This window comes from Streptomyces sp. NPDC092045 (assembly GCF_044756005.1).
GTDB lineage: Bacteria > Actinomycetota > Actinomycetes > Streptomycetales > Streptomycetaceae > Streptomyces.
In genome coordinates this window covers 71,113-85,344 of sequence record NZ_JBIVSC010000021.1, presented here as the reverse complement: position 1 = coordinate 85,344, position 14,232 = coordinate 71,113, and the positions used below count along the sequence as shown (strand labels likewise).

General features: G+C 70.2%; 13 protein-coding genes and 1 pseudogene. 9 read left to right on the top strand and 5 right to left on the bottom strand.

The genetic code is table 11. From position 1 onward, the window contains the following. Nucleotides 1-15 precede the first annotated feature (15 nt). Complete coding sequence (locus tag ACIQKA_RS30540) at nucleotides 16-1,101, bottom strand: MFS transporter (RefSeq protein WP_402542998.1); 1,086 nt, start codon at nucleotides 1,099-1,101, stop codon at nucleotides 16-18. 333 nt (nucleotides 1,102-1,434) lie between these two features. On the opposite strand from ACIQKA_RS30540, the gene ACIQKA_RS30535 reads away from it, so the two are divergent. Further along, nucleotides 1,435-1,929: a MarR family winged helix-turn-helix transcriptional regulator gene (locus tag ACIQKA_RS30535; protein ID WP_402542997.1), complete on the top strand. Its 495-nt coding sequence runs from the start codon at nucleotides 1,435-1,437 to the stop codon at nucleotides 1,927-1,929. A gap of 126 nt (nucleotides 1,930-2,055) precedes the next feature. Here the strand turns inward: ACIQKA_RS30535 and ACIQKA_RS30530 are convergent. Together ACIQKA_RS30530 and ACIQKA_RS30525 are read right to left on the bottom strand one after the other, a co-directional pair. Continuing rightward, nucleotides 2,056-2,474 (bottom strand): annotated as a pseudogene (locus ACIQKA_RS30530) (transposase family protein); the annotation flags it as partial. 107 nt (nucleotides 2,475-2,581) lie between these two features. Continuing rightward, nucleotides 2,582-2,956: a VOC family protein gene (locus ACIQKA_RS30525; RefSeq protein ID WP_383157136.1), complete on the bottom strand. Its 375-nt coding sequence runs from the start codon at nucleotides 2,954-2,956 to the stop codon at nucleotides 2,582-2,584. A gap of 65 nt (nucleotides 2,957-3,021) precedes the next feature. Between ACIQKA_RS30525 and ACIQKA_RS30520 the strand changes: the two genes are divergently transcribed. Continuing rightward, on the top strand, nucleotides 3,022-3,972 hold the full coding sequence (locus ACIQKA_RS30520) for a helix-turn-helix transcriptional regulator (RefSeq protein WP_402542996.1): 951 nt from the start codon (nucleotides 3,022-3,024) through the stop codon (nucleotides 3,970-3,972). Between the two features lie 141 nt (nucleotides 3,973-4,113). On the opposite strand, the gene ACIQKA_RS30515 is transcribed toward ACIQKA_RS30520, so the two are convergent. Both ACIQKA_RS30515 and ACIQKA_RS30510 read right to left on the bottom strand, forming a co-directional pair. Beyond that, a complete protein-coding gene (locus ACIQKA_RS30515) occupies nucleotides 4,114-5,088 on the bottom strand; it encodes an acetylxylan esterase (RefSeq protein ID WP_390111284.1) in 975 nt (324 codons plus the stop codon). A 127-nt stretch (nucleotides 5,089-5,215) separates the two neighbouring features. Next, nucleotides 5,216-5,947, bottom strand: a complete 732-nt coding sequence (locus tag ACIQKA_RS30510) for a FadR/GntR family transcriptional regulator (protein ID WP_383431624.1) — start codon at nucleotides 5,945-5,947, stop codon at nucleotides 5,216-5,218. 125 nt (nucleotides 5,948-6,072) lie between these two features. Here ACIQKA_RS30510 and ACIQKA_RS30505 point away from each other — a divergent pair, with 125 nt between their 5' ends. The 7 genes from ACIQKA_RS30505 (at nucleotide 6,073) to ACIQKA_RS30475 (ending at nucleotide 14,195) form a co-directional block, all read left to right on the top strand. Further along, on the top strand, nucleotides 6,073-7,659 hold the full coding sequence (locus ACIQKA_RS30505; RefSeq protein WP_402542995.1) for an ABC transporter substrate-binding protein: 1,587 nt from the start codon (nucleotides 6,073-6,075) through the stop codon (nucleotides 7,657-7,659). Between the two features lie 72 nt (nucleotides 7,660-7,731). Then, nucleotides 7,732-8,682 (top strand): ABC transporter permease, encoded by a 951-nt coding sequence (locus ACIQKA_RS30500; protein WP_383157147.1) that lies wholly within the window; start codon nucleotides 7,732-7,734, stop codon nucleotides 8,680-8,682. A 3-nt stretch (nucleotides 8,683-8,685) separates the two neighbouring features. Further along, entirely contained in the window at nucleotides 8,686-10,653 is a 1,968-nt protein-coding gene (locus tag ACIQKA_RS30495; protein WP_402542994.1) for a dipeptide/oligopeptide/nickel ABC transporter permease/ATP-binding protein, read from the top strand. Next, complete coding sequence (locus tag ACIQKA_RS30490; protein ID WP_383157152.1) at nucleotides 10,650-11,669, top strand: oligopeptide/dipeptide ABC transporter ATP-binding protein; 1,020 nt, start codon at nucleotides 10,650-10,652, stop codon at nucleotides 11,667-11,669. The genes ACIQKA_RS30495 and ACIQKA_RS30490 overlap by 4 nt, the downstream gene beginning before the upstream one ends. Next, complete coding sequence (locus ACIQKA_RS30485) at nucleotides 11,666-12,595, top strand: dihydrodipicolinate synthase family protein (RefSeq protein ID WP_402542993.1); 930 nt, start codon at nucleotides 11,666-11,668, stop codon at nucleotides 12,593-12,595. The genes ACIQKA_RS30490 and ACIQKA_RS30485 overlap by 4 nt, the downstream gene beginning before the upstream one ends. Further along, entirely contained in the window at nucleotides 12,592-13,494 is a 903-nt protein-coding gene (locus tag ACIQKA_RS30480; protein WP_391097000.1) for an ROK family protein, read from the top strand. Before ACIQKA_RS30485 ends, ACIQKA_RS30480 begins: the two co-directional genes overlap by 4 nt. Beyond that, nucleotides 13,491-14,195, top strand: coding sequence for an N-acetylmannosamine-6-phosphate 2-epimerase (locus ACIQKA_RS30475; RefSeq protein WP_402542992.1), 705 nt, complete (start codon nucleotides 13,491-13,493; stop codon nucleotides 14,193-14,195). Before ACIQKA_RS30480 ends, ACIQKA_RS30475 begins: the two co-directional genes overlap by 4 nt. The last annotated feature ends 37 nt before the right edge of the window (nucleotides 14,196-14,232 follow it).

Sequence of the window (14,232 nt, the reverse complement as noted above, 5' to 3'; positions counted from 1 at the left end):
GGCCCGTGGGGGTGATCAGTGTTTCCCGGTGGTGACCGGGAGGTTCGTGGGCAGGGATGTGTCGCTGCTGGTGATGTGGGGAGCGCGGCGCGCGCGGGGGACGGCGAGGGTCGGGAGCAGGCCGATGACGGTGGCGCCGATGGCGACCAGGTAGGTCGTGCGGAACCCGCTCTCGGTGGGGGTCCGGGCGGGTCCGACTGGACCGGGCCGTAGCCGGTCTCCCCGGGTGACTGCAACGGCTGCGGCAGCGTCAGTGACATGGCGTACATCGCGAAGCCGACCATGACGGAGGCCAGGTTGGTGAGGAGCGCCGGGCGGAGCACGGTGACCTTGAGGTCGACCAAAGGCTGGGGCGCGGGTCTCGTGCCGGCACCACAGGGCCGTGAGGCTCAGGCCGACGGTGAACAGGCCCAGTGTGGCAGGGCTGGTCCGTCCCCAGTCGCCGCCCTTGGCGACCGGTGGCAGCAGGACGAGCCCGGCGGCCGGTCCGGCCGCACCCAGGGCGTCGAACCGGCCGGGTGACGGGTTGGGGCACTCGGACAGCAGCAGGGTCACGAGCAGCAGGCACAGAGCGCCGGGACCGGCGGCGATCCAGAACAGCACGTGCCAGTCGGCACGCTGCACGATGGCCGCCGAGGAGGGCGGGCCGATCGCGCCGCCGACACCGAGGGTGGCGCTGACCGGGGAGACCGCGCCGCCGACGCGGTCTGCGGACAGCTCGTCGCGCAGCACGCTGATGCCGACGGGGATGACGCCGGTGGCCAGGCCCTGCACGGCGCGGCCGACGACCATGGGAGCGAGGCTGTCCGAGACCGCGCAGACGAGGGATCCCGCGACGAGGACGGCGAGGCTGGTGATGAGGACGCACCGCTTGCCGAACATGTCGCCGGGACGGCCGGCGATGGGGGTGACGACGGCGGCCGCGAGGAGGGGGGCGGTGATCGCCCATGACGCGTTGGACGCCGAGGTGCCCGGCATCTGCGGCAGCTTCGGGATGATCGGCACGACGAGGGTCTGCGTGAGCGACACGACGATGCCGCTCAGCGCGACCACGGCGGTGATCGTGCCCGGGTCTCGGGTGCGGGGAGGAGGAGTGGCCATGGAAAGTTCCTTCGAAGCGGCGGTCCATCCCCGTGCGGGCGATCCCGAACGCGGAGGACGGCCCCTTTCAGCCGGCGGGGCGGTGGGGAACGGCAGCGCCGTCGGGCGGGCGGCCCGCACGATGCCGCCGGGGCAAAGGCCGCTGATTCAGCTCGCCGGGCAGGTCCCGAGTGAGCAGGTGAAGCATCCGCCCAAAGGAATTGCATTATGCATATGCATTGCATGATACATGTGACTTGCATAATGCACAACCCGAGGGGATGCTGGCCAGGAGACGACTGGACCGTGCGAGGGCGCGAAGAAGGACGGCCCCGCGAGTGAAAGGGCGCAGGCATGGACGAACAGGAAAGCCGGTTGAACGGCCTCGAGCGAGAGCTGACCCTGCTGTCACGGCACTTCCTCAGCTCCCGCGGCCCCCGCATCGGACAGACCCTGGAGCGCTCGGCCTACATCCTGCTCACCCGCATGGAGACCACCGCCCCCCTCACGCTGAAAGAACTCGCGCACACCTTCCAGGTCGACTTCTCCACCATCAGCCGCCAGGTCAACGCCATGCTCAAACTCGGCCTGGTCGAACGGATCCCGGACCCCGACGGCGGCATCGCCCGCAAATTCCGCCCCACGCCCCAGGGCATCGAACAACTCCACGCCGACCGCGCCATCAGCCTGCACGGCACTGCCCGCCTCATCGAGACCACGGGCTGGCAACCTGCGACCACACAGCAGTTCCTCACCCTGCTCATCGAGCTCAACCAGGGAATCGAAAAGCTCGAAGAGCTCTCCCGCACAAGCTCCTCCGACAACCACGACCCGACCCAGCCCGCTTGACCCGCGCCCCGCCCCCTCGCATCCCGCATCGCGGACCTCGGCCGGCGGCGAGGCCGCGGCTCTTGCCGGCTGGGGCGAGCCTCCGTCTGGCGATGCCGCCCGCATGGGGCAGGGCGAAAAGCGTCGGTGCCGACGGTGCTTCATGGAGCAGTACGGTTCGTCGGCCGCGATCCGGTCGGTGGGGACCAGGGTGCCGTCGACGATGACGTGGTCGCCTTCACCGAGGCCGGTGAGCGCTTCATGGAGACCGGGCGCCCAGCCGGCCAGCACGTCCAGCGTCTCGTCGACGCAGCGCCAGGCGGTAGCCTGTGACATCACGAAACCTGCCCCGAGCTGTGAGAACGGCTGGTTCTTCCGTGAGCGCACCAGCGTGAGAAGTGCCTGCTCGAAGCAGCCGAGCCTGCGCCAGCGGGTGTCACGGGCCTGGCGATGCTCGTGCGGCAGCCGGGCGACATGCTCGACCAGCTCGTGCGGAACGTCGAGCACGGCAGGATACGGAAACCCTCGGGGCCCTCGGTCGCCGGTGTGATGAGTGGGATCGCCACGCCGACGACCGAGGGCCCCGCCTCGCCACCACACCCACTGACCAGCCTCTTTCACCCTTCAGCACAGGATGGAAGAGGCGCGGTACGGCGGGCCGTGCGGGGCGGATTCAGATTCCGTGCGTCGCTAGGCAGAAGGGGTGGCCTGCCGGGTCAAGGAGTACTCGCCACGCATCGGGCTGCGGTTGGAACGAGGGCAGGACGGCGCCCAGGGCGAGCATCCTCTCCTGCGCGGCTTCCAGGTCTTCGACGCCCAGTTCGAGGTGGGCCTGCTTGCTGTGGGTGGGGTCGGGCCAGGCCGGGGGCTGGAAGCCCTCCTGTCGGATGAAGCCGAGTCCGGGGGCACCGGCCCGTCCCAGCAGGACGTAGTCGTCGCTTCGGTACAGCACGGGCAGACCCAGGGCTTCGCCGTAGAAGCGGGCCGGCTCGGCCGGGTCGAGGCAGTCGAAGTCAACAGAAAGCAGACGGATCTCCGGTGTGTTCATGGGACGGGACCGTAGGCCATGATCCGGACAGGACATGTCCTGGTCGTGGGGAAGACTGGATGTTTGTGATCAGGACTTCCTCCCGTCTGCTGCGCTTGGTGTCGCTGCTGTCCGCGCGTCCCGAGTGGACCTGTCGTGAACTGGCCGAGCGCATGGCGGTCACCGACCGCACGGTCCGCCGGGACATCGCCCGGCTGAGGGACCTCGGCTACGGAGTCGAGTCCGCGCCCGGCCCCTGGGGCGGCTACCGGCTCAGTCCTGGCAGTCGGATGCCGCCGCTGGTCCTGGACGACGAGGAGGCCCTGGCCGTCGCTGTCGCCCTGCGCGAAGCCGCGCTCAGCGGAGTCCTCGGCACCGGGCAGGCGGCCCTCGCCGCTCTGCTCAAGCTCCGCCAGAGCCTGCCCGCGCGCCTGTCGGACCAGCTGAACTCACTGGACGGCGCCCTCGAACACACTCCCCGCTCCGGCGAACCACAGGTCGACGCGCTCGTGCTGCTGGAACTCGCGCGAGCCTGCCGCAACTCGGTGCGCGCCACTCTCTCCTACCGGGATCACGCGGGCCGGGCCTCTGTACGGGCCGTCGACCCGTACCGTCTGGTGCACACCGGCATGCGCTGGTACCTGGTCGCCCGGGACGTCGCCAAACGGCAATGGCGCACCTTCCGCGCCGACCGGGTGGTGAGCGTGCGCTCCACTACCGAACCGGCCGACCTCACCGATCCGCCCGACGCCGCGGCACTGGTCTCCTACGGAATCGCGAACATCGTCTACCCGGTGTACACGACGATCCGTCTTCCGCTGCCCCTGGACCACGCCCTGCGAAAAGTCCCTCCCACCATCGGCGCTCACAGCCCCGACGGCCCCGAAGCCACCGTGGTCCGGATCGGCGGCAACAGCACCGACTGCCTCGCCACCTACCTCCTCAGCCTGGCCACACCCCTCACGGTGCTGTCCCCCGACGAGGTACGCCAGAAGCTCGTCCGACACGCCCAGGCCCTCTTCACGGCCAATCGCTGAAAGCGACGGACACCAGGCGATGGGACGTCACGTTTCCCAGGGCATGGGGACTTCACCGCCCCTCGGCCTGTGCCGTTGCGGGGAGCCGGGTACTGGCATGGTGGGGGAGTGGTCGTTCAGGTTTCCCGGAGGGTCGGCTCGTCAGCCGATGTGTTCGTGGACGAAGGCGAGCTGGACTTTCTCGTGCATGTGCCCTCCGCCCTCGTGGCCGTTGAAGGGGTACACCTCCACCGTCTTGCTTGCGGCGTACTGGTGATAGGCGGCGAAACAGGTGGAGGGCGGGCAGATCGGGTCCATCAACGCGATCGAGAAGAGCGCGGGAGCGTCCGTCCTGGCGGCGAAGTGGACGGCATCGAAGTAGGCGAGGGTGGCGAAGACCTGGTCGGTCTGGTCGCGGTGAAGGGCGAGATGTTCGGCTATCTCGGTGTAGGGGGGTTGCTGTGCGATCTCTGCGCCCCGGCGGATGTGGCACAGGAAGGGCACGTCCGGCATCACCGCGGCCAGCCCGGGGACCAGTCCGGCGACGGCGAGCGCGATGCCGCCGCCCTGGCTGAAGCCGGTGACGACGATGCGGTCCGGGTCGACCATCGGCAGTCGGCGCGCTGCCTCGGTCCAGCGCACCGCGTCGGTGAACACCCGCCGGTAGTAATGGGCCTCGGGGGAGTGGATGCCCCGTGTGAGGAAGCCGGGGACGGCGCCGCTGTGCCCGGGTGCGGGATCATCGGTGGCCCCGGGTGCTGCGGACCAGCCCTGGCCGCGGGTGTCCATGAGGAAGTGGGCGTACCCGGCCGCCGGGTACAGCAGGTTCTCATGAGGGAGCCCGCGGCCGCGTCCGTATCCGAGGAACTCGACGACGCAGCCCAGCGGTCCCTTCGCTCCGGCGGGAATCCGCAGCCAGCCGCGCACGGGCTGGCCGTCGAACCCGGCGACCGTCACGTCGTAGGTGTCGATGAGAGCGAGTCCGGTGGGAATGGGGCGGAGTTCTGCGGCGGTTCCCACGGCGGCGACGGCGGTCGTGGCGAGCGTGCGGGACCAGAAGGCGTCGAAGTCGGCCGGAGGGCGTAGCTCGGGACGGTAGTTCAGGCAGTCGTCCAGGGGCAGGTCGGTGAGCGGCACGGACGCCTCCTCATGAAGCATAAGATGTCTGATGTCTGCTGACTGTAGGAATCCCTTCTCCGCCCGGTCAAGGGCCCCAAGGCGATGCCCGCCTCCGAAGGGGCGGACATCGCCTTGTCGGGGCAGGTCAGGCGCCGTTGGTGGACCTGGCGCGTGCGTCCGCGAGCCGGCGGCGCACCGGAGCGTAGTGATCGGCGACCGCGGCGACGAAGGCGACGGGGTCGCCGCTGCGCGCGGCGTCGACGATCCGGCGATGCACGTCCACCGTGATCTTCTCGTCCTCGATGGTCATCAGGTTGAGGTGGGGCGAGACGATCGAGTAGACGTCCCAGAACGCGAGCGTGAGCTGACTCATGAGTTCGTTTCCGAGGGGTTCCACGAGCAGCGCGTGGAAGGCCCGGTCCGAGGCCACGAACCCGTCGCCGCCCCCGGAGCCCTGCTGCTCCATCTCGGTGACCAGCTCGTCGAGGGTGTCGAGGTGCTGGGGACCCAGTGCGGCGATGATGCGTTCGGCGTTGCCCCGCTCGAACAGTTCCCTGACGTCGACGAGGTCGGCGTAGACCTGGAAGTCGTCGTTCGGGCTGAGCATGCCCCGGAAGGTCATGGACTCGACCAGTGCGGAGAGCCCGAGGCGGCCTACGTACGTCCCCCTGCCGTGCCGGACCTCGACTATGTCCAGGGCCGCCAGCGTCTTCACGGCTTCGCGGACGCTGGAGCGGCTGGCGTTCAGTGCGATGCACAGCTCCGCCTCGGTGGGCAGGAGGTCTCCGGGGCGCATGCGGTTGTCGATTATGTACTGCTTGATCTCCTCCGTCACCTCTTTGCGAAGTGACGAACGCCCTCGACGCGCTTCGGAAATTTCAGGACTGGCCACCCATTGACCCCTCTCCCTCGTCCAGCTAGGTTCACACGCTATCAGCCATCGGACATCAGACGTCTGAACTTTGGCTCTCCCGAGTGAACGTCGCCCCTAGGAGGACCCCCATGTCGCAGCGGACACCCGCAGGACTCCGCCGCCGCAGTCTCCTGCGCTACACCGGTGCCGTGGGTACGGCGATCATCCTGACCGGCGGCCTGGCCGCATGCGGCGGTCCCGCCTCCACCGGATCCGCGAACGGCTCGGACGGCAGCACGATCGAGGCCGGGATCTCCTACGCGCTCTCCACCGGATTCGATCCGATGACCGCCTCCGGCGCGACTCCTGTCGCCGCGAACACGCACGTCTTCGAGGGCTTGGCCGATCTCGACCCGGCCACCCTGGTCGCCCGCCCCGCGCTCGCCACCGCCCTGCCCACCCGGGTGGACGACACCACCTACCGCGCGACGCTCCGTGCCGGCGCCACCTTCCACGACGGCTCCCCGGTGACGTCCGAGGACGTGGTGTTCAGCTTCGAGCGCATTCTGAACCCGAAGAACGCCTCGCTGATGGCCCAGTTCCTGCCGTTCCTCGACACGGTGAAGGCCGTGGACGCCTCGACGGTGGAGTTCAAGCTCAAGTACGCGTTCGACCTGTTCCCCTCCCGGGTCACCGTCGCCAAGATCGTCCCCAGGAAGCTGGTCGAGGCCGACCCCAAGGGCTTCGACGCCAAGCCCGTGGGCTCGGGCCCTTACCGCCTCGTCTCCGCCACCAAGGAAGACAAGATCGTCTTCGAGGCGTACGACAAGTACAACGGCCGTAACAAGGCCAAGGTCAAAAAGATGACCTGGCGCCTCATATCCGACCCGGCCGCCCGCGTCAGCGCCCTGGAGTCCGGTCGCGTCCAGGCCATCGAGGACGTCCCCTACATCGACGCCGAGCGCCTGTCCGAAAAGACCGCCGTCGACTCGGTGCAGTCCTTCGGCCAGCTCTTCATGATGTTCAACACCCAGCAGAAGCCCTTCGACGACAAGCGCGTCCGCCAGGCCCTGCACTACGCACTGAACGTCCCCAAGATCATCGACACCGCCATGATGGGCAACGGCAGCGCCGCGCAGGGCTACCTGCAGACGACCCACCCTGACTTCCACAAGGCTTCCACGGTCTACACCTACGACCCGGCCAAGGCCAAGAAGCTGCTCGCCGAGGCAGGAGCCAATAACCTCTCCCTCGAACTGCTCACCACCGACGTCGGCTGGGTCAAGGACGTCGCCCCGCTGATCAAGGAGAGCCTCGACGCGGTCGGCGTGAAGACCACGCTGAACATCAACCAGTCGGCCGCCCAGTACGCCAAGGTCGACCAGGGACGGTTCCAGGTCCTCGTCGCACCCGGCGACCCCTCCGTCTTCGGCAACGACGTCGACCTGCTGATGCGCTGGTTCTACGACGGCACCTGGCCCACCAAGCGGTTCCGTTGGGACGGGACCGCCGCGGACAAGAAGGTCCGCGGGCTGCTCGACCAGGCCGCCCGCAGCTCCGACGAGGCCGAGCGCAAGCGCCTGTGGGGGGAGGCCGCCGACGTCATCGCCGACGAGGCCCCGCTGTACCCGATCCTGCACCGCAAGCTGCCCACCGCCTGGAACGACAAGGCGCTGCCCGGCTTCGGTCCGCTGCCCACCACCGGCATGTCGTTCCTGAACGTCGGCCGTTCCTGAACGGCTCCGGGTCGGTCCGCACCCTGCCGCCGGGCCGGCCCGGACGCTCCTCCAACCGCTAGGAACCAAACGATGGTTGTCTTCCTCCGGCTCGCATTGCGCCGCATCGCGATCATGCCGGTGATGATCCTCGGCATCACCCTGCTGGTCTTCGTGGTGCTGCAGTTCTCCCCGGCCGACCCGGCCTTCAACGCCCTCGGCGACGGTGCCAGTCCCGAGGCCCGTGCCGCCTTCGCCGAGGAGCACGGACTCAACGACCCTCTGCCCGTTCGGTACGTGGACTTCCTCGGCCAACTGCTCCGCGGCGACCTCGGCGTCACCATGCCCCCCGGCCAGCCCGTCGCCGACCGGATCGCGGTCGCGCTCCCCGTCACCATGCAGCTGACCGCCCTGGGACTCCTCCTCGCGATCGTTCTCGCCCTCGTCATGGGCGTGACCGGCGCCGTCAAGCGCGACCGCTGGCCCGACCAGCTCACCCGGGTCCTGTCGATGGCAGGCATCGCGATCCCCTCCTTCTGGCTCGGCGTCGTCCTCATCCAGCAGTTCGCCCTCAACAGCCCCCTCTTTCCGACGGGCGGCTACACCAACCCGGCCGACTCGTTCTCCGGATGGCTGCGAGCCATGGCGCTGCCGGCGATCTCCCTCGCCGTCCCCGTCGCTGCCTCGCTCGCCCGGCTCGTCCGTACCTCCATGGTCGGCGAACTCGACCGCGACTACGTCCGCACCGCCACCGGAAACGGACTGCCCCGGCCCCTGGTCATCCGAGGCGTCCTGCGCAACGCCCTGGTGACCCCGCTGACCGTGCTCGGCATCAAGGTCGGCTATCTGCTCAGTGGCGCCGTCGTCATCGAGACGATCTTCGACCTGCCCGGCATGGGCAAGCTCATCCTCGAAGGCGTCACCGGAGGCGACACGGCCCTCGTCCAAGGCACCGTACTCACCATCGCCCTCGCGTTCCTGGTCGTCAACGTCGTCGTCGACCTCCTGTACCTACTGGTCAACCCCCGTATCAGGACGGTGTGACGCATGTTCACAAGCCGCCTCGCCCAGAGGCTCTCCCGTCCCGGCATCCGCTTCCGCTCCCTGCCGGTCACCTCCCGCGTCGCCGTCGGCATCCTGCTCCTCGTCACCGCCGCAGCCGTCCTCGCGCCACTGATCGCCGCCGACCCGCTGACCACCGGGTCCCCGATGCGGGCACCCGGCGCCGAGCACTGGTTCGGCACCGACCGCGTCGGTCGCGACGTCTTCTCCCGGGTCGTCCACGGGGCCCGTTACTCACTGCTCATCGGACTCGGCGCGACCGCCCTCGCCGTCGTGGGCGGCGCGCTCCTCGGCGCGCTGGCCGCCACTTCCCGCAAGCTCGGCGACGAATCGGTGATGCGCACCCTCGACGTCGTCATGTCCTTCCCGCCGATCGCGCTGGCCGCGGTCCTGGTCGCCGTCTTCGGCGCCAGTGTTCCGGTGATCGTCGGCACCATCGCCTTCGTCTACGTGCCCTCGCTGGCCCGGGTCGTGCGCGCCAACGTCCTCGCGCAGTACGGCGAGGACTACGTGGCCGCCGAGAAGGTCATCGGTGCACGGCGCGGCTACATCGTGCTCAAGCACGTCGCCGTCAACTGCGCGGCACCCGTGATGGTCTTCGCGACCGTCCTCGTGGCCGAAGCGATCATCTTCGAAGCAAGCCTGTCCTTCATCGGTGCCGGCGTGCAGGACCCGAACCCCAGCTGGGGCAATGTCCTGTCGTACGGCCGGCAGATCCTGCTGTCCGGCGGCTGGTGGGCCACCTTCTTCCCCGGCCTCGTCCTGCTGATCACCGTCCTGGCACTCAACATCCTCTCCGAGGGGCTCACCGACGCCTCCGCCGCCCCGGGGGCGGGGCGCGCCGAGAGCGGTGGAACCTCCGGGGAATCCGCCCACCAGGCTCGGGAGCCCCAGCGGAAGGAGGAGGCCGACGCCGCCCTCGCCCGGCTCGCCGAAGTGGTGCGCTCCGCCCCCGTGACCGTCCGGCCCGTGGCGGCAGACGCGGCCGAACTGCTGGTCGTGAAGGACCTCGCGATCCGCTTCCCCGACCGCTACGGGGCGGTGAACGTCGTCGACGGCATCTCCTTCACCGTCCGCGAGGGCGAGACCCTCGGCCTGGTCGGAGAGTCCGGCTGCGGCAAGTCCATCACCAGCCTCGCGATCATGGGCCTGCTCGCCCGCAACGCCGAGGTCTCCGGCACCGTCACCTACCGCGGCCGCGACCTGCTCACCATGGGCCGCAAGGAGCGCCAGGCGCTCGCCGGCCCCGAGATCGCCATGGTCTACCAGGACGCCATGTCCTCTCTCAACCCCTCGGTCCTGGTGGGCCGGCAACTGCGCCAGCTCACCTCCCGCGGCGGCACCAGCACCCCGGCCGAACTCCTGGAGCTGGTCGGACTCGACCCCAGGCGCACCCTGCGCAGCTACCCGCACGAACTGTCCGGCGGCCAGCGCCAGCGCGTCCTGATCGCCATGGCCCTCTCGCGCAGCCCCAAGCTCCTCATAGCCGACGAGCCGACCACGGCCCTGGACGTCACCGTCCAGGCCCAGGTGGTGGAACTCCTCATTCGGTTGCGCGACGAACTCGGCTTCGCCATGGTCCTGGTCTCCCACGACCTCGCACTCGTCGGCGACCTCTCCCACCGGGTCGCCGTCATGTACGCAGGCCAGCTCGCCGAGGTCGGTGACACCCGATCGGTCCTGGTCGCTCCCTCCCACCACTACAGCCGGGGGCTGCTCGGTTCGGTCGTCTCCCTGGAGGCAGGTGCCGAACGGCTCCACCAGATCCATGGCGTGGTTCCCGCTCCGAAGCAGTTCGGCGCCGGCTGCCGCTTCGCCTCGCGCTGCGAGGCGGCCACCGCGTCGTGCCGGACGACACCACCGCGCCTGACAGCGCCCGCAGGACGGACCCACGAGTTCGCCTGCCACCACCCGGCGGCCACCGCCGAGCTTCAAAAGGAGGCGCTCCGATGATCCGCCTGGAGAACATCCACGTCCGCCACAAGGCCCGCGGAGGCGGACTCTTCCGCCACGACTCGGTCCACGCGCTGACCGACGCCACGCTGGAGGTCGCCAAGGGCGAGATCGTCGGCCTGGTCGGAGAGTCCGGCTGCGGCAAGTCCACACTCGCCCGCGTTCTCACCGGCCTTCAAAAGCCCACCGAGGGCACGGTCCGCTTCTGCGGCGAGGACCTGTGGAAGATGCCTCCTGCCCGCCGCCGCAAGGAGTTCGGCGCCTCGGTCGGCGTGGTCTTCCAGGACCCCTCCACCGCACTCAACCCGCGCATGTCCGTCGGTCGCATCCTCCGCGACCCCCTGGACGTCCACGACCGGGGCACCGAACGGGAACGCGAAGAGCGCGTGGGGGAACTCCTCGACCTCGTCGGCCTCCCCGGCCACACCCTGCGCGCCCTGCCCGGACAGCTCTCGGGCGGCCAGCGCCAGCGCGTCGCCATCGCCCGGGCGCTCGCCCTCGAGCCGGACGTCATCGTCGCCGACGAGCCGACCTCCGCCCTCGACGTCTCCGTCCGCGCCCAGGTCCTGAACCTGCTCGTGGACCTGCGGGCCCGGCTCGGCCTCGGCATGGTCTTCATCTCCCACGACATCCAGACCGTGCGCCACCTCTCCGACCGCCTCGCCGTCCTGTACCTGGGCCGGATCGTGGAGGAAGGCCCGGCCCGCGCGGTGTCGGCGGCCCCCGTGCACCCCTACACCGAGGCCCTGTTCTCCGCCACCCCGAGCCTTCTGGAGCACACGGAGCGGATCATCCTGACCGGTCCCGTTCCCTCCGCCGTCAACCCGCCCAGCGGCTGCCCGTTCCGCACGCGCTGCTGGAAGGCGGACGACGCCTGTGCGACAGCCTTCCCCGCACCGGACAGCACACCGGACGGACACCGCTGGCACTGCGTCCACCCGCTGACACAGGACGGCCTCCCTTCGCACCCCGTCCCTTCCGCATTTCCCGCACACACCGCCAGGAGCACGTCGTGAACGCCCGCACCCCCCGCTTCACCGGAGTCATCCCCCCGGTGGTCACCCCGCTGACCGCCGACGGCGAGATCGACACCGTCTCCCTGGAGCGGCTCGTCGGCTTCCTCCTCGAGGGAGGCGTGACCGGCCTCTTCGCCCTCGGCAGTTCCGGAGAGACCGCCTACCTGACCGACACCCAGAAGGACCTCGTCGTCGACATCGTCGTCGGCGCCGCCGCCGGGCAGGTGCCCGTCATCGTCGGCACGATCGAACAGACCACCAACCGCGCAGCCGAACGCATCGGGGCCGCCCGCAGGAGGGGGGCAGACGCCGTCGTGGCCACCGCCCCCTTCTACACCCGCACCCACGAGACCGAGGTCGAGCGCCACTTCCGTCTCCTCGCCGGCACCACAGACCTCCCGCTCCTCGCCTACGACGTGCCGGTCTGTGTCCACAGCAAGCTGTCGGCCGACCTGGTACTGCGGCTCGCCGGCGACGGGGTCCTCACAGGTGTCAAGGACTCCAGCGGCGACGACGTGGGCCTGCGCTACCTGTGCCTCGGTGCCCAGGACCTGCCGGACTTCTCGGTCCTCACCGGCCACGAGGTCGTCGTCGACGCCATGCTGCTCGGTGGCGCGGACGGTGCCGTACCCGGACTCGGCAACGTCGACCCGCACGGCTACGTCCGCCTGGACCGCCACGCCGCCGCCGGCGACTGGACGGCGGCCAGGGCCGAGCAGGACCGCATCGCCCGCCTCTTCGAGATCGTCACCGCCGCCGCGCCCGGCACCGCCTCCGCGACGGCCGGCGGCCTCGGCGCCTTCAAGACGGCGCTGAAGGTGCGCGGCGTCATCGACACCAACGTCGTCAGCCCTCCGATGCGCCCGCTCGACGAGACCGAGACCGGACGGATCGCGCAGATCCTGGAACGGGCGGGTCTGCGATGATCCCGGTAGCGGGAGTCGACATCGGCGGTACGAAGACCGCCGCCGGTCTCGTCGCCCCGGACGGCACGCTCCTGGCCCGCCGTATGCTGCCGACCCCGGCACAAGACGGCCCGGACGCAGTGATCGCGACAGCGGTTCGCGCGGTACGGGAACTGGACGCGCCGGTGGCGGCGGTCGGCGTCGGCAGCGCCGGGGTCGTCGACCCCGGAACAGGCCGGATCGTCGCCGCCACCGACGCACTGCCCGGCTGGGCCGGAACCGAACTGCGCCGGGAACTGGAACAGGCGCTCGGCGTCCCCGTCGCGATCGACAACGACGTCCACGCGCATGCCCTGGGCGAGGCGTGGCTCGGGGCCGCCACCGGCCATCGGCACGTCCTGCTCGTCGCGATCGGCACCGGTATCGGCGGCTCTCTCCTGATCGACGGGCAGGTACACCACGGTGCCCGGGCGGTGGCCGGTCACGTCGGCCATGTCCCCGTGCCCTCGGCCGCCGGAGCAGCCTGCACCTGCGGTGGGACCGGACACGTGGAGGCTGTCGGCAGCGGTCCTGCGCTGCTCGCCGCCTACCGCGGGCGCGGCACCGGCTCGGCCGCCTCCCTGGCCGAGGTCTCCGCCCTGGCCTCGGCGGGTGACGCCGAGGCGCGTGCGGTGCTCGCGCTGGGCGCACGTGCGCTCGGCGAGGCACTGGGAGGGATCGTCAACACGACCGATCCCGAGCTGGTCCTCATCGGCGGAGGCGTCAGCGGCTGTGGACCGGAGTGGTGGGGGCCGCTGCGCGAGGCCTTCGAGGCCGAACTCCTGACGCCCCTGAAGGACGTGGAGCTGCGCCCGGGACTGCTGGGTGGCGATGCCGCGGTGCTCGGCGCCGCCCGACTCGCCCTGGAGGCACTGCTGTGAGTGCGCGCACGCGCAAGGACGCGGTGCTCTCCCGGCTGCGGAGCACCCTGATCGTCTCCTGCCAGGCGTATCCGGGAGAGTCGATGCGGGATCCCGACACCATGCGCCGTGTGGCCCTGGCCGCCCGCGACGGCGGTGCGGCCGGAATCCGCGCCCAGGGCCTGGATGACGTCCGGGCGATCCGCGATGCCCTCGACCTTCCTCTGATCGGCCTTTGGAAGGACGGAACGGAGGGCGTGTACATCACCCCGACGGCCCACCACGCTCTCGCCGTGCTGGAGGCCGGAGCCGACATCGTTGCGCTGGATGCCACCGACCGGCCCCGACCGGACGGCCTGTCCCTGGCCGCTTCGATCGATGCGGTGCGGGCGGCAGGCGGCCTGGTGATGGCTGATGTGGCCACGTACGAAGAAGGAGTACGCGCCGCGGAACTCGGCGCCGACCTGGTGGGCACCACCCTCTCCGGCTACACCCCGGCCACCTACGACCGCAAGGCGACGGGGCCGGACCTGGAACTGGTGGGGCGGCTTGCCCGGGCACTGGACGTGCCGGTGGTCGCTGAAGGACGCATCCATTCTCCTGCGCAGGCGGCCCTGGCCCTGGAGCACGGGGCGTACGCGGTGGTCGTCGGAACGGCGATCACCCACCCCAGCACTCTGACCCGCTGGTTCAGGGAAGCCATGGACGAAACCCGGGGCTGAACCCGTCGCCGGCGGCCTGGTCCCAGGCCGCCGGCGA